This window comes from Paenibacillus sp. FSL H7-0940 (assembly GCF_037979415.1).
Taxonomy (GTDB): domain Bacteria; phylum Bacillota; class Bacilli; order Paenibacillales; family Paenibacillaceae; genus Paenibacillus; species Paenibacillus amylolyticus.
This window is the reverse complement of sequence record NZ_CP150280.1, coordinates 3,531,021-3,545,955: the sequence shown is the minus strand read 5'-3', so window position 1 is coordinate 3,545,955 and position 14,935 is coordinate 3,531,021. Positions and strand designations below refer to the sequence as shown.

At 44.9% G+C, this 14,935-nt stretch carries 13 protein-coding genes; 11 read left to right on the top strand and 2 right to left on the bottom strand.

Annotated features, from left to right (window positions below):
- The first annotated feature begins 39 nt into the window (after positions 1 to 39).
- The 3 genes from pyk (at position 40) to MHB71_RS15505 (ending at position 2,511) form a co-directional block, all read left to right on the top strand.
- Positions 40 to 1,467, top strand: coding sequence for a pyruvate kinase (gene pyk / locus MHB71_RS15515; RefSeq protein ID WP_017689492.1), 1,428 nt, complete (start codon positions 40 to 42; stop codon positions 1,465 to 1,467).
- Between the two features lie 101 nt (positions 1,468 to 1,568).
- Positions 1,569 to 2,105, top strand: coding sequence for a thioesterase family protein (locus tag MHB71_RS15510; protein ID WP_076318369.1), 537 nt, complete (start codon positions 1,569 to 1,571; stop codon positions 2,103 to 2,105).
- A 7-nt stretch (positions 2,106 to 2,112) separates the two neighbouring features.
- Positions 2,113 to 2,511 (top strand): FxsA family protein, encoded by a 399-nt coding sequence (locus MHB71_RS15505; protein ID WP_036669966.1) that lies wholly within the window; start codon positions 2,113 to 2,115, stop codon positions 2,509 to 2,511.
- A 102-nt stretch (positions 2,512 to 2,613) separates the two neighbouring features.
- Here MHB71_RS15505 and ytvI read toward each other — a convergent pair whose 3' ends face one another.
- Positions 2,614 to 3,732: a sporulation integral membrane protein YtvI gene (gene ytvI, locus MHB71_RS15500; protein WP_036609832.1), complete on the bottom strand. Its 1,119-nt coding sequence runs from the start codon at positions 3,730 to 3,732 to the stop codon at positions 2,614 to 2,616.
- A 530-nt stretch (positions 3,733 to 4,262) separates the two neighbouring features.
- On the opposite strand from ytvI, the gene citZ reads away from it, so the two are divergent.
- From citZ to MHB71_RS15480, 4 genes are all read left to right on the top strand, one after another.
- The gene (gene citZ, locus MHB71_RS15495) at positions 4,263 to 5,375 is read left to right on the top strand and encodes a citrate synthase (protein WP_340030109.1); all 1,113 of its coding nucleotides are present in this window, start codon (positions 4,263 to 4,265) and stop codon (positions 5,373 to 5,375) included.
- A 147-nt stretch (positions 5,376 to 5,522) separates the two neighbouring features.
- On the top strand, positions 5,523 to 6,815 hold the full coding sequence (gene icd / locus MHB71_RS15490; RefSeq protein ID WP_036609828.1) for an NADP-dependent isocitrate dehydrogenase: 1,293 nt from the start codon (positions 5,523 to 5,525) through the stop codon (positions 6,813 to 6,815).
- A gap of 15 nt (positions 6,816 to 6,830) precedes the next feature.
- On the top strand, positions 6,831 to 7,772 hold the full coding sequence (gene mdh, locus MHB71_RS15485; protein ID WP_036609827.1) for a malate dehydrogenase: 942 nt from the start codon (positions 6,831 to 6,833) through the stop codon (positions 7,770 to 7,772).
- 141 nt (positions 7,773 to 7,913) lie between these two features.
- Positions 7,914 to 8,333 (top strand): hypothetical protein, encoded by a 420-nt coding sequence (locus MHB71_RS15480; RefSeq protein WP_036610969.1) that lies wholly within the window; start codon positions 7,914 to 7,916, stop codon positions 8,331 to 8,333.
- 267 nt (positions 8,334 to 8,600) lie between these two features.
- Here MHB71_RS15480 and MHB71_RS15475 read toward each other — a convergent pair whose 3' ends face one another.
- Complete coding sequence (locus MHB71_RS15475; RefSeq protein WP_340030108.1) at positions 8,601 to 10,160, bottom strand: histidine kinase N-terminal 7TM domain-containing protein; 1,560 nt, start codon at positions 10,158 to 10,160, stop codon at positions 8,601 to 8,603.
- A 389-nt stretch (positions 10,161 to 10,549) separates the two neighbouring features.
- On the opposite strand from MHB71_RS15475, the gene MHB71_RS15470 reads away from it, so the two are divergent.
- The 4 genes from MHB71_RS15470 to MHB71_RS15455 all read left to right on the top strand — a co-directional run bounded on the left by MHB71_RS15470 (position 10,550) and on the right by MHB71_RS15455 (position 14,934).
- Positions 10,550 to 11,422 (top strand): SDR family oxidoreductase, encoded by an 873-nt coding sequence (locus MHB71_RS15470; RefSeq protein ID WP_340030107.1) that lies wholly within the window; start codon positions 10,550 to 10,552, stop codon positions 11,420 to 11,422.
- A 292-nt stretch (positions 11,423 to 11,714) separates the two neighbouring features.
- Positions 11,715 to 12,062, top strand: a complete 348-nt coding sequence (locus tag MHB71_RS15465; protein ID WP_338708294.1) for a cupin domain-containing protein — start codon at positions 11,715 to 11,717, stop codon at positions 12,060 to 12,062.
- A gap of 43 nt (positions 12,063 to 12,105) precedes the next feature.
- Entirely contained in the window at positions 12,106 to 13,926 is a 1,821-nt protein-coding gene (locus MHB71_RS15460) for an ATP-binding protein (RefSeq protein WP_036609824.1), read from the top strand.
- Positions 13,927 to 14,205: 279 nt separating this feature from the next.
- On the top strand, positions 14,206 to 14,934 hold the full coding sequence (locus MHB71_RS15455) for a response regulator transcription factor (RefSeq protein ID WP_091032528.1): 729 nt from the start codon (positions 14,206 to 14,208) through the stop codon (positions 14,932 to 14,934).
- The last annotated feature ends 1 nt before the right edge of the window (position 14,935 follow it).

The window sequence follows — 14,935 nt, the reverse complement described above, 5'->3', positions numbered from 1 at the left end:
GATAAAGAGTAATACCTTTAAAATCGGAGGAAACCCAAAATGCGTAAAACGAAAATTGTATGTACCATTGGTCCATCCAGTGAATCTCTGGAGAACACCAAAAAATTGATTATGGCCGGTATGAATGTGGCCCGTCTGAACTTCTCCCACGGTGATTTCGATGAGCACGGCGGACGGATCATTGCGATTCGCCAAGCATGCGAAGAGTTGAACAAAACAGTAGCAATCCTGCTGGACACCAAAGGACCGGAAATTCGGACAGGTAAACTCGAAGTTGAACCGATCGAATTGGTTCAAGACGAGTACATCACTTTGACAACAGAAGAAATTCTGGGAACCAAAGAACGTCTTTCCATTACGTATACAGATCTTCCGAATGATGTTGAACCGGGATCTACAATTCTGATCGACGACGGTCTGATCGGACTGACTGTGGTGGAAGTGCAAGGCACCGAGATCAAATGCCGTATCGTTAACGGCGGATCGATCAAAAGCAAAAAAGGTGTTAACGTTCCGGGCGTTGCCATTTCTCTACCGGGTATCACCGAAAAAGACGCTAACGATATCGTATTTGGTATCGAACAAGGTGTCGATTTCATCGCGGCTTCTTTTGTACGTAAAGCAAGTGACGTACTTGAGATTCGTGAATTGCTTGAAAAACACAATGCTGGACATATCCAAATCATCTCCAAAATCGAAAACCAACAAGGTGTCGATAACCTCGACGAAATCCTTGAAGTGTCTGACGGCCTGATGGTTGCTCGTGGAGACCTGGGTGTTGAGATTCCTGCGGAAGAAGTACCATTGGTACAAAAACGCATGATCCAAAAATGTAACGTTGCAGGTAAACCGGTTATCACAGCTACACAAATGCTGGATTCCATGCAGCGTAACCCGCGTCCAACACGTGCGGAAGCAAGTGACGTGGCGAATGCGATCTTCGACGGTACGGATGCAATCATGTTGTCCGGTGAGACAGCTGCGGGTAAATACCCAGTTGAATCTGTTCTGACCATGTCCCGTATTGCTGAAAAAGCAGAATCTGCTCTGCCATACCAAGAGTTGTACCTGAAACAACGTGTTGCTCAACAAACAACAGTTACAGAAGCAATCAGCCAATCGGTTGCTCTCCAAGCTCAAGATTTGAACGCAAAAGCGATCATTACTTCGACTGAATCAGGACATACTGCACGCATGATTTCCAAGTATCGTCCAGAATCTCCAATCATCGCTGTGACAACGGAAGACAGAACTTCCCGTCGTTTGGCTCTGGCTTGGGGTGTAACTCCTGTCAAAGGAAGACTGGTTGATTCCACGGATGCTTTGTTCGAAAATGCAATTGAAGGCGGCGTAAAATCCGGACTTGTTAAAGAAGGAGACCTGGTTGTGATCACAGCAGGTGTACCTTTGGGTCGTTCCGGTTCTACCAACCTGATTAAAGTAAGCCAAATTCCAAACAACGCTTAATAGCGTCTTGGATGGAGAAGCAACAGGAAAGAAGCAATGGGGCTTTATTGTCCCGTTGCTTTTTTTCCATCTTATTGACACTTTACAACGAGGTAACACGTATGAATGATAGAGCGAAGGAGGCCGATAACGTGCGTGAACAGAGCAATGGTAACTGGTATGCGGCACGTCTTCGTGTACGCTATCAAGAAAGTGACCAGATGGGCGTGGTCTACCACGCGAACTATTTGAATTGGTTTGAAATCGGTCGAACTGAGATGATTCGCCAAATGGGGTATACATATCGTAAAATGGAGGAACAGGGGTTACTGCTTCCCGTAACCGGACTGGATGTGAAGTATCACAAGCCTGCCCGATATGATGATGAGATTATCATTTTCACCCGTATTGCTGCATTTAGTGGTCTGCGACTGAATTATGAGTATGACGTAAGACGCATGTCTGAAGAACCTGATGAGCATATGGCGATTGGAGAACGGGTATGGTCAACTGATGAATCACTCCCCGGTGAACGGCTAGTTACAGGTTCTACCCAGCATGTATGGGTGAATGGGGACTGGAAGCCAGTTCGGCTGGATAAGGCAGCCTCTGAGTTATACAGCGCGCTTGAAAAGGTGTGGCTTTCGGGAAAGGGGTAATACGTCAATGCGAAAATGGATGTGGGCTTTACTCTTAATCATTCCGGTGATTGAATTATTTGGTTTTGTTCTGATGAGTGACTGGATCGGAGCCGGAAAGACATTGCTTCTCATGATTCTCACGTCCTTGATTGGTATAGCAATGTTGCAGTTTGAAGGGCGAAAAGTACTTGTGGACGCCAAATCCGAGATGGAGCGTGGCAAGGTACCTGGAAGAAAAATGGTCGATGGTCTTTTTATTTTTGTCGGTGGTTTCTTGCTTTTGATTCCAGGCTTTGTAACGGATCTGATCGGCTTTACACTGGTATTTCCATTAACACGTCCGGTGTACCGTCTGTTCTTCCTGGGGTGGCTGGAGAAAAAAATGAAAAGTGGCAAAATTACGTTTTATCGTCGTCCGAAATGAAACACCAGTTGTTTTGCATAATGGAAAAGGCTCCGCTCAACAGATGATTTCTGTTGAACGAAGCCTTTTTCTATTTTTCCTGCGTGCTCATAAGGTCATGCCTCATCGGACACGTCCGTTGATGATATACGTTCTGAGGTCGCGTAATACGTTAGCCCGATTGAACGCATCGAGAATCACGAGACTGACAGGGCCAATAATCAAGCCCAGAACACCAAACAACTTCAAACCCACAAACATGCCAACCAGCGTGGCGAGTGGGTCGAGCCCTACACTGCTTGCAAGTACCTTCGGTTCAATAATCTGACGGGCGATCAATAAGATCAGATAGATAATACTAATGCCAATACCCAGATACAGATCCCCATTCATAAAGAGGTACGCTGCCCAAGGCACCATGATAAGGCCAACACCCAGATAAGGAAGCAGATCGACCAAACCAATCATCAGAGCGATGGTGAAGGCTGAATTGACTTGCAATATAAGCAGTCCAATCATGACGAATAGTGCTGTAATCGAGATCATGATCAATTGTGCTCTTGCGTATCCGAACAGTGCCTTCTTAAGGTCGGTCCAGATGTCGGATATCGGCTTGCGAATGGAAGAGGGTACCCATCCCGATACGGTGATGTTGTGCCTGGTCCAGCTTTTGCTAATGAAGAATGTAGACAACAGAACAACGATTAATACCGCGCCCATGTTCGGCAGGGAAGTCAGCAGACTCAGAATCATGTTGAAAAATCCGGTGACCAGATCTGTGACGGCTGTACCCACCGTTTCAGTTGTTTTACTAATATTGCTGTTGATGGTTTCCTGGTAGTTGGGATTTTCCTTGTAAAATTCATTGATCTGCGCAGTCAAACTTTGAATGGTGTCATTCTGGGTCCAGCGCACAAACGTGTCCTTGATCTCATCAACATGAAGATCAAAGCTTGTCGTAAGTGAAATGACTTCTTTTACCATGCGGGTAATCGCCGCAGACAGCACCACCGCAATGGCTCCAAAATAAAGGATCAATGAAAGAGTCACAGCCAGCCAGCGCGGGAATCGTGCTCGATGCTGAAGCAGTTTCACTAAAGGATTCATGGCATAGGCGATAATCCAAGCAATCGCAAAAGGGTACAAAAGCGGGAACAACAAGTATATGGCAACGGCGATCAGAACGGCCGCAATGATAACCCATAAGCCACGGAGCAGGCGTTTCATTATTATTCTATCCAAGCATCAACTCTCCTTATTTCAATTAAGCCGACCTATGTATGATCCATGAAGCAGTATTAAAAATAGATGGCTATCTTAATTAATATAGAGCATTTACAAGGTTTTGAAACGCCGGGATGTTACCAGATCTTGTTCAAGAGTGGACTTTTGAACAAGATGTATGGGGATTCTTTCTTTTGCCTAGAGTATGCCTTAGTATTACAGAATATAGCAATAGAAAGTTCTCATACGACAGGATTGGTTAAAAAACATTAAATGTCAACCTTGTTTTTGTAAAGGCTTTCAAAAATGCTTTATCGGACCGATAAAGAAGTTTGATGTGCGAATGAACTCTCATCATGTTCACATAAACGACAAAATCCAGTATGATGTTATAAGTAAATACCGATTGACAGATAGGAAAACCTTAGTTTGAAATATTTGTTAATTTTAAAATGAAAATGTTTACAAAAAGAGAATAGGTGCATTTTGGCACTTATATGACACTCTGGAATGGTTCCTGATTTCGCTTATTAAAGGAGAGATGTAATATGACAGCTACCAAAGGTCTGGAAGGCATCGTTGCGACAACCTCTTCGATCAGTTCTATTGTAGACGGTGTGCTCACATACCGTGGTTACGATATCGACGATTTGGCTGAACATGCCAGCTTTGAAGAAGTTGCCTATTTGTTGTGGTTTGGTAAATTGCCAACAACGGATGAACTGAAATCCCTTCGTAAAAGCCTGAGCGATTACGCGCCGATTCCGAGCGAGTTGATTGCACAAATCCAATTGTATCCGAAAAACGTCAGTACCATGGCAGCACTTCGTTCCGCTGTCTCTGCACTTGCACTGTACGACGAGCAAGCAGATGAGATGACAACGGAAGCGAATGAGAACAAAGCGGTTAAGTTGCAAGCACAGTTGCCAACGATTGTGGCAGCCATCGCCCGTATCCGTCAGGGCAAAGAACCTGTGGCTCCAAAAGAAGGCGCTTCCATCGCAGAGAACTTTTTATATATGATGACTGGGGAACAACCATCCGAGACCGCAGTGAAAGCATTGGATCAAGCCCTTGTCCTGCATGCGGATCACGAGTTAAACGCTTCGACATTTGCAGCCCGTGTAACGGTTGCTACGCTGTCAGATATCTATTCCGGTGTAACTTCCGCCATTGGCGCACTGAAGGGACCACTGCATGGCGGTGCTAATGAAGCCGTTATGAAAATGTTGAATGAGATCGGTACGCCAGATCGTCTTGAAGCGGCAATTCAGGAAAAACTGAATAATCGTGAAAAAATCATGGGTTTTGGACATCGGGTGTACAAAAACGGTGATCCACGCGCCAAACATCTACAGAAGATGTCCAAGGAACTTGGCGAGATGAACAATGATACGCGTTTGTATGATATGTCTGTGAAGATCGAGGAACTGGTAACAGGACAAAAAGGACTGAAGCCTAACGTAGACTTCTATTCTGCTTCTGTATATACCCAACTGGAGATCGAACAGGAATTGTTCACTCCGATCTTTGCCATCAGCCGGGTGTCTGGATGGACAGCGCATATTCTGGAACAGCTTGCGGACAATCGCATCATTCGTCCACGTGCGGAGTACACTGGCCCTACAGAACAGAAATACGTTTCTATTGAACTTCGCTAATAGCCGCAAAAACAGTATAATAATATGGACGAGGTGAAGGGTTGGAAAGCAGAGGCTTTACTGGCTTAAGCTCTCAGGACCCTTCTCTCAACAAGACTAGTGGTATGATGAATACTGCATATACGAAACTTAGGAGGAATTTTAACTATGAAATTAGAAAAATTTGCTCACCCAACTGAAGGCGAAAAAATCCAAATTGATAACGGTACACTTCAAGTACCTAGTAATCCAATCATTCCATTTATCGAAGGTGACGGTACAGGCCGTGATATCTGGAAAGCTTCCAAACGTGTATTGGATGCAGCTGTTGAAAAAGCTTATGATGGCAACAAAAAAATCGCATGGTATGAAGTGTTTGCTGGACAAAAAGCATTCGATACATACGGTGAGTGGTTGCCGAATGATACACTGGAAGCCATTCGTGAGTATATCGTAGCGATCAAAGGACCATTGACTACGCCAATTGGTGGCGGTATTCGTTCCCTGAACGTAGCCCTGCGTCAAGAGCTTGACCTGTACACATGCTTACGTCCTGTTCGTTATTTCGACGGTGTACCTTCTCCGGTTAAACGTCCTGAGTTGGTAGACATGGTCATTTTCCGTGAGAACACGGAAGATATCTATGCAGGAATCGAGTATGCTGAAGGTTCTGAAGAAGTGAAAAAAGTGATCCAGTTCCTGCAACAGGAGATGGGTGCTAACAAAATCCGTTTCCCTGAGACTTCCGGTATTGGTATCAAACCAGTTTCTTCCGAAGGTTCGAAACGTCTGGTACGTGCAGCAGTGCAGTACGCAATTGACCATAACCGTAAGACGGTTACATTGGTACACAAAGGTAATATCATGAAATTCACAGAAGGTGCCTTCAAAAACTGGGGATATGAAGTGGCTGAAGAAGAGTTTGCTGACAAAGTATTCACATGGGCACAATACGACATCATCAAAGAAAACGAAGGTACAGATGCAGCGAATGCGGCACAAAAAGCTGCTGAAGATGCTGGTAAAATCATCGTAAAAGATGCGATTGCCGATATCGCTCTGCAACAAGTATTGACTCGTCCAGGCGAATTTGATGTTATCGCAACATTGAACCTGAACGGTGACTATCTGTCCGATGCACTTGCAGCGCAAGTTGGCGGAATTGGTATCGCTCCTGGAGCGAACATCAACTACGTAACAGGACATGCTATCTTCGAAGCAACTCACGGTACTGCACCTAAATACGCGGACAAAGATGTCGTGAACCCTGGTTCCGTTATTCTGTCCGGAGTAATGTTGCTTGAGCACTTGGGATGGCAAGAAGCAGCTAACCTGATCTACAAAGGTATGGAAACATCCATTAACAATAAAACAGTAACGTATGACTTTGCACGTCTGATGGACGGCGCTACTGAAGTGAAATGTTCTGAATTCGCGGATCAAATCATTAAAAACCTGTAAGGGGAGATGTGAATCTTGACTATTCAGCGCAAAAAAATCACAGTAGTCGGCGCCGGTTTTACCGGTGCTACGACCGCATTAATGCTTGCCCAAAAAGAACTCGGGGATGTTGTGCTGGTTGATATTCCTCAACTGGAGAACCCGACGAAGGGGAAAGCACTCGATATGATGGAAGCAAGTCCTGTTCAAGGATTTGACAGTCATATCGTCGGCACTTCCAACTACGAAGATACTGCAGGTTCTGAGATTGTAATCATCACCGCTGGTATCGCCCGTAAACCGGGTATGAGCCGCGACGATCTGGTCAATACGAATGCGGGTATCGTGAAGTCCGTTTGTGAAAATGTGAAAAAATATTGCCCTGATTCCATCGTCATTATTCTAAGCAACCCGGTGGATGCGATGACTTATGCAGCTTATCAGACCCTTGGTTTTCCTAAAAACCGTGTTATCGGTCAGTCAGGTGTTCTGGATACAGCACGTTATTGTACCTTCATTGCGCAAGAGTTGAACGTATCTGTTGAAGATGTTCGTGGATTCGTTCTTGGTGGTCACGGAGACGATATGGTGCCCCTCGTTCGTTATTCGAGCGTGGGAGGCATTCCGATCGATACGCTGATTCCGGCTGACCGGATCGAATCCATCGTTCAGCGTACACGTGTTGGCGGTGGTGAGATTGTGAATCTGCTCGGTAACGGCAGTGCATATTACGCACCGGCGGCTTCACTTGTTCAGATGACCGAAGCCATTTTGAAGGACAAGAAACGTATCATTCCAGTGATCGCTTATCTTGAAGGTGAATATGGCTATAATGATCTGTTCCTCGGTGTACCAACCATTTTGGGTGGTAATGGCATTGAGAAAATATTCGAACTTGACCTGACAGCGGAAGAAAAAGCAGGATTGGATAAATCTGCTGATTCGGTTCGCAACGTCATTTCGGTAGTAAACCTGTAAGTTTGAAAACTTTTTGAACAGAAGCTAAAAGAAAACCTCCGGTAAACCCGGAGGTTTTCTTTTCTTTGGATAAGTTCCCCAGTATAATGGGATGTGATGTATAGCACACCGAAAATGTTGAGGAGGATGAAAATTTTGACAATGATTATGTATTTGCTCCATATTGTTGGAGCACTGGCGATGGGATTCTATTTGATTCTGCCATTTGTGGTCGGTAAAATCCGTACTTTGAATGCCGCAGCACAAGAGGGAGCCTTTGCATCACTTCGTTCTTTGAACAAAGTCGCGCAGTATGGACTTGTAATCCAACTTCTTACTGGTGGTTACCTGATGACCAAAGGTGAGTATTCTCATGTCTGGATGGCTGTCGTTGTTGTTCTGCTCTTGGCTATTGCGGCTATTGGAGGAATCATGGGTAAACCGCTGCGACTCGCTGCAGAAGGTGTGAAAAACAAACGTGATGTGGGTCCTGAGCAAAGCAAGATCCGTATGTTCAGTACACTTCTGGCTGTATTCTTGCTAATCATGGTGTACCTGATGGTGAATAATCAGGTGATCTAAATGCGTTGCGGACGGTTAATCCACCTTACGAAGATGTATTGTTAGTCGTTGGTTAAGCGTTTGCAGACGTACTTAGGACAAGCGGGATGAGATGTAAGATGGTGTTTCGTTGGAACAAACAAAAAATAGACAGCCTCATTGGCTGTCTATTTTTTGTTATTATCAAGATAAAATCAGTAGTCCTCGGTTTATTTGAACTGAAACTAGAGGGAATCACTACCATACACATAACAGCATGCATATTCCATCAGACGCGATCTACATTGATTAGGTTGTACTCACAGTATACGCCCGCACTGCATTTCGACCATTACGCTTGGATTCGTACAAGGCAGTATCAGCATCGCGTAACAAGGACTCCAGCGAATCTGACCCTCCATTGTACTGGGCAATACCAAAGCTTGAGGTGAGCGTAATAGGCACTCCCTTAACATCCAGGGGGTCATTCAACAAGGCAACTCTCAGTTGTTCGGCAAGTTTCTCGGCTTCTTGAAGCGAGGTATTCGGAAGAGCGATGACAAACTCTTCTCCTCCATAACGGGCAAATAACATCTCAGGGCTTAAATATCGATTACAGACAGAGACCACATGAATGATGGCCTGATCGCCAACATCATGCCCGTACGTATCGTTGATACGTTTGAAGTAATCAATATCAAATAAAATAAATGAAACAGGTTGCGGATTAAGCTGAGCTTCACTCAAAATCTCCCGTCCTCTATGCAAAAATTGAGTGCGATTATAGATTTTGGTCAAACCATCGAAATAAGCCAGTTGTTTCAGCTGTTCTTGCAAGAAGCGTTGTTCCGTTATATCGATTAACATAATTAGACTGCCCACAGTCTGTGCATCCTTGTTATACACGTAAGATGTCCTGACCTGATAACAGACGGTCTCTCCGTTTAACTGCCAGTACAGATCGGTTTGCAATCCTTCTCTTCCGTATTCAACGGGAAATGTCTTTCCAGCAAGATTAAGCCAGATATCATCCAAGGGTTGGCCAATCATGGTTGTATTAAGCTCTGGCAACATGTCACGCAGAGATCTGTTGTAATCGACCAGTCGATTGAAACTATCCAGTACAATTACACCTTCACGCATACTCTCGAAAATACTGTCTTTGGCGATGGGTACGATGGTCAGTAGACGTGAGGATAGAATCGCCCAGATATACATGGCAGATGTGATACACATGAGTACGGGTACGGGGTCCATCCCGCCGGGGGTCAAACCAAGCAAATACAGAAAAGCTGCGACCATAGGAATAATCTGTGAAGTAATGAGAGTAAGTAATTGACGACGATACATCTTCTTGGTGTGTCTCCATTGTCCAATCAGAATAAGGCAGGCACATAACAGACAGGAGAAGGTGAATGCACCATGTACAACATACCATTGACCCACTGCGATATCCATCAGAGGGACGGGACTATCTTCTCTTAGCCATACTTTTTTATAAAATAGATGATGAAAGTCATTGGTTGCAACCATACCTAGTGTAATGGAAGGGATTACAAACAGCGCGGCAGTTACCTTTTTGGATAACGTTTTTCCAGTGTACTTTATCATCAACATGAGGCCAAGAGATGCGGAGAAGGGCATGCCTATATACTCCACGGTGGTCCAAAACATCATCTGCTCCAGCGTGTTGCTGGTCAGCTCAATCGCATAACCAAAAGTATATATGGAGAGTGCTGCTGTGTAGAGAATGAATATTTTGGAACTTGGAATCTCGGATCTTCTGAAATAGGTATATAAACACAAAAAGACATTCAGCACGGCTGAAGTAGCGACGAGTGTTATATATGAATTAATATGCGATTCCATTGTCAGGTCTCCATGTTAGGTTAGAATGATTAAACCAATAAAGATGAGAGTTAAAGCACATCAGTATACTGTACATTGTACATCAGCCCAAGCAGCATAGGAATACACTTTGTATCATGAAACAGTCTAATTTCGAATAAATTTCGAATTTTGGCCAAACAGGCATTGAAGCAAATTGGTTGTTTGATATCTAAAGAGAGTGGTAAATAACGATTATAGACAGCACGCTGAGGCTTAAGTTGCTGTTCATCGCAGAAGAATAATCTGAACTGTTCATGCCATCCTACAGAATGAGACTTTTTCAGAGAACGAAAGACAAGGAAGTATACAGTTAGGGTCCATGTCTTCTGTAATCCAATCATGTTCACATTTTGAGAGGAGAATGTTAGATGTCAACCAACACACAACAAAATCAAAAAACAATGCCAGCACAGCATCAGGATCAACGCCCCGGTATTGAATCGGAGATGCATCCCAGACCGGAATTTGAGAAGCCTGAATACAAGGCAGCAGGTAAACTGACGGGTAAGGTGGCCCTTATTACAGGGGGTGACAGCGGAATTGGACGTGCTGTTGCTGTTACGTATGCCAAGGAAGGCGCGGATGTAGCCATTGTATACCTGAGCGAGCACGAAGATGCCAAGGAAACGAAACGTCAGGTCGAACAAGAAGGACGCAAGTGTATCTTGATTGCAGGGGACATTGGTGATGATGCCTTTGCGAAGAAATCGGTTAAGCAGACAGTAGATGAACTGGGCAAACTGGACATTGTCGTGAATAACGCAGCAGAACAGCATCCACAGCAGAATCTGGAGGATATTACGCCAGAACAGCTGGAGCGTACATTCCGTACCAATATCTTTGGCATGTTCTATGTGACACAGGCAGCCCTGCCACATCTGAAGAAGGGCAGCACGATTATTAATACAACCTCTATCACAGCCTATCGCGGAAGCCCGACCCTGCTTGACTATTCATCTACCAAAGGAGCAATCACTTCGTTCACTCGTTCGTTATCGATGAATGTGATTGAGAAGGGAATTCGTGTCAATGCCGTTGCACCAGGGCCGATCTGGACACCACTCATTCCATCCACATTTGATGAGAAAAAAGTAAGTGAGTTCGGCGCAACGCAGCCAATGAAGCGGCCAGGACAACCGGATGAACTGGCTCCCGCTTACGTATACCTTGCTTCGGATGACTCTTCGTATGTAAGCGGACAGGTGATGCATGTGAATGGTGGCGAAGTGGTGAACGGATAATACGTTAAGAACGTTTAGATTCAGGATAGGATTGATTATATAGAGAGGCGTATCGCTTTCAGCATGGCTGAGCGGTGCGTCTTTTTTATACCAGGTGAATATGTATGTCAAAGATGCGGATAGCACCTGTTTACAAAAGTCGGCATCTCTGTTGATACAACTATGATATTTTATTATTAGCCTTGTCTCACTGCAGTTGATAACGTATTGCAAAGTACTGACTGAAAAGATTGGGAGTCCCCTAATCTGTGATATGATAGATCGAGCAATTATACTCGGAGGGACAAGTCATATGAAAATGAGCAAACAGAATGCAACACATTATATATGGGGTGCACAGTGCGATGGTTGGCATCTCGTTCAAAATGAAACACTGAGCATTATTCATGAACGAATGCCCGCAGGAACGGCTGAAATACGACATTATCATTCGGTAAGCCGTCAGTTTTTTTTCATCCTCAGCGGTGAAGCATGTATGGAACTTAATGGAGAGACGTTTGTGCTGGAAACCCATGAAGGAATAGAGATTGCACCCGGAATGCCGCATCAGATGAAGAATCGGAGCGACGAAGAAGTGGAGTTTCTTGTGATTTCCAATCCGGGTACCCGTGGGGACCGAATTGAACTGGATTCAATGTAGAGCAATTCATAAGATATTAATCTGATCATAAAGGAAGAGATAGATGAGACCGTTCCGAATTCGCCTTGCCATCATTATGATGGTGCTGATCGGCGTATCCGTCATTGTGGCTGGATATACGATGGGCAGAGTGTTTAAGACTACGCATATAGCCGCATTGGAGCAAACCATGGTGCGTGAAATTAATTTGCTCAAAGCAACTTTTCCATTCCATGATGCAAGTGATCCAACCTCGGAAGCCACACGAAAGTATTATTCAGATCGGGCGTTGGAACTGGATCGTCTGACGGATTCCCGGGTAACCTTCATCAATAAAGACGGCATGGTCATTGGAGATTCCGAGAGTGATCCGGCATCCATGGATAATCACTTGAACCGTGAGGAGATTAAGGGTGCCGTCGGAGATGGATACGGGCAATCCATACGTTACAGTGAGACATTGGGACAAGACATGCTGTATGTAGCACTACCTGTGAATTCGGATCAAAGTGACATGATTGAAATACCTAGCGGCAAATTTGATGGCTACATTCGTCTATCCATGAGTCTACAGGCTGTGGATCAAGGGCTTCAGCGTGGTTGGATGATTATGTTTGCTGCACTTGGGCTATTGTTCTTAATTGTCGCGTTTGTCAGTTATCGGGTTGCACGTGGATTAACCTCCCCGATTGAGCATATTACAAAAGTGGCCCATCGGATCACCAAGCTGGAATACGATGCCAGAGTTGATGTAACGCGTAGAGATGAGATCGGACAGCTGGGGCTTGCCATAAACGGAATGGCAGACAGCTTGCAGTCCCAACTGAAGACGATTCGTGACAATGAAGCGTTGTTACAGAGTGTCCTCGCGAACATGACCGGAGGTATTGTCATGATCGACGCAGGGCAATCTATTGCACTGGTCAATCGGGAAGCGGAGCGTATGCTTGGTATTCAAGCAGGAAAGGTTACGGGTAAGCCTTATACTGAATTGAAAAGACACTACGAATTAACTCGCACCATTGAAGAGAGTGTTGCACTGAAAGAACGGATGCATGAAGAAGTGAGTGTGTTCAACCCGGAGGAAAAACTGATCCGTATTGATGGAGTACCGATGTCCGAAGATGATGGTGGGTATCGAGGCATGTTGTTCCTGTTGCAGGACGTGACGGCGATTCGCCGATTGGAGTCCATGCGCAGTGAGTTTGTTGCAAATGTCTCTCATGAGCTCAAGACACCAGTTGCTGCGGTCAAAGGGTTTGCCGAAACGTTGCTCAGTGGCGGGGTACAGGATAAGGAGACAGAGCGATCATTCCTGAAAATCATCTATGATGAAGGAGATCGACTTAACCGATTAATCGGGGATATTCTGGAGTTATCCAAAATTGAATCGAAACGCGCACCGTTGCAATGCTCACCTGTGCATGTACACTCTTTCTTCGAAATGGTGCTGGGCACCTTGTCCAAGGTGGCGGAGAAAAAGCAAATTCGTCTGGAAATGCATGTTCCGGAGGAACTGTACATTGAAGCGGATGAGGACAAGATGAAGCAGATTTTCATCAATCTGTTATCCAACGGCATCAACTATACCCCCGATGGTGGACGAGTGAAGTTACAGGTGACGATGGATAATGATGATGAAGTTGTCTTTGCGGTGTCAGATACAGGAATTGGCATACCGAAAAAAGATTTGCCGCGAATCTTCGAGCGGTTCTATCGTGTTGATAAAGGCAGATCCCGTAATTCAGGGGGCACAGGCCTTGGACTATCCATCGTTAAACATCTGGTGGAATTGCATCATGGCAAATTGTCTGTAGAGAGTGAACTGGGCATGGGGACAACGTTCCGTGTGATCCTTCCATTCATTCAGGAAGAAGAGATGTAGGCGTCTGGTTAGGGCGTGTCTCAAAATTCGCTGAAGTGCATCTTTTACCGCCTTTTCGCCCCCTGCTGCGTCACTTTCCCTTGACGTGCCCCGGCACGCCTGCGGAAAACTTCCTGGCTTGGAACGAAAATTCGGAAAAATCTGCTTCCTTCAGAATTTTCAGACACGCCCTATCAAAATGTAAAAAGTGTGTATTGTTTTACACCGCGTTAACAAATTAGTGCTATGATAGAAAAAGTGTTGTGGCAACAGACAACCTATGAAGAGAGAAGGGGTATCATGGCACAGCGTTTACTAGTTATTGAAGATGAACCTACATTATCAAGATTACTCACGTATAACCTGACACAGGAAGGTTACGACGTTACAGCAGAGGATCACGGATCTGCAGGATATGATCGGGCCTTGTCCCAGGAATTTGATCTCATTTTGCTGGATCTGATGCTTCCGGGCATGAATGGTCTGGACATTCTGAACAAGTTAAGAATACAGGGTGTCAGTACACCGGTTATCATTCTGACGGCCAAGAACGGTGAAGCCGAGGTTGTACAGGGACTGAAATCAGGTGCCGATGATTATATTACCAAACCGTTTGGTGTATCTGAGTTATTAGCCCGAGTGGATGCGGTATTAAGACGTTATTCCAATGGTGAAGATTTACCACAGCTTGAGGACAAGGATGGCTCACGAATTATTCTGGGAGAGCTGGAGATTTATCCTTTGAAATATGAAGTGACACTGGGTGGACAATCCATCAGTCTGCGTCCGAAAGAGTTCGAAGTACTTCTATATTTGGCCAAAAAGCCGGGTGTGGTACTGACAAGGGATGATCTGATGAACGCTGTGTGGGGCTTCGATTATATTGGAGGTCAACGAACCGTGGATGTTCACGTCAGTTCATTACGTAAAAAGCTGGAGCTGGACCCGGAATCGGTTCACATTGATTCGATTCGTGGTGTAGGTTATAAATTGGTTGTCAAAAGAAAAACTCCCCATCATTCAAGTTAGC

What these genes read in the sequence shown, in the direction of transcription:
- pyk (WP_017689492.1), top strand. Translation starts at nt 40, where the DNA reads ATGCGTAAAACGAAAATTGTATGTACCATTGGTCCATCCAGTGAATCT.
- MHB71_RS15510 (WP_076318369.1), top strand. Translation starts at nt 1,569, where the DNA reads ATGAATGATAGAGCGAAGGAGGCCGATAACGTGCGTGAACAGAGCAAT.
- MHB71_RS15505 (WP_036669966.1), top strand. Translation starts at nt 2,113, where the DNA reads ATGCGAAAATGGATGTGGGCTTTACTCTTAATCATTCCGGTGATTGAA.
- citZ (WP_340030109.1), top strand. Translation starts at nt 4,263, where the DNA reads ATGACAGCTACCAAAGGTCTGGAAGGCATCGTTGCGACAACCTCTTCG.
- icd (WP_036609828.1), top strand. Translation starts at nt 5,523, where the DNA reads ATGAAATTAGAAAAATTTGCTCACCCAACTGAAGGCGAAAAAATCCAA.
- MHB71_RS15480 (WP_036610969.1), top strand. Translation starts at nt 7,914, where the DNA reads ATGATTATGTATTTGCTCCATATTGTTGGAGCACTGGCGATGGGATTC.
- MHB71_RS15475 (WP_340030108.1), bottom strand. Translation starts at nt 10,160, where the DNA reads ATGGAATCGCATATTAATTCATATATAACACTCGTCGCTACTTCAGCC.
- MHB71_RS15470 (WP_340030107.1), top strand. Translation starts at nt 10,550, where the DNA reads ATGTCAACCAACACACAACAAAATCAAAAAACAATGCCAGCACAGCAT.
- MHB71_RS15465 (WP_338708294.1), top strand. Translation starts at nt 11,715, where the DNA reads ATGAAAATGAGCAAACAGAATGCAACACATTATATATGGGGTGCACAG.
- MHB71_RS15460 (WP_036609824.1), top strand. Translation starts at nt 12,106, where the DNA reads ATGAGACCGTTCCGAATTCGCCTTGCCATCATTATGATGGTGCTGATC.
- MHB71_RS15455 (WP_091032528.1), top strand. Translation starts at nt 14,206, where the DNA reads ATGGCACAGCGTTTACTAGTTATTGAAGATGAACCTACATTATCAAGA.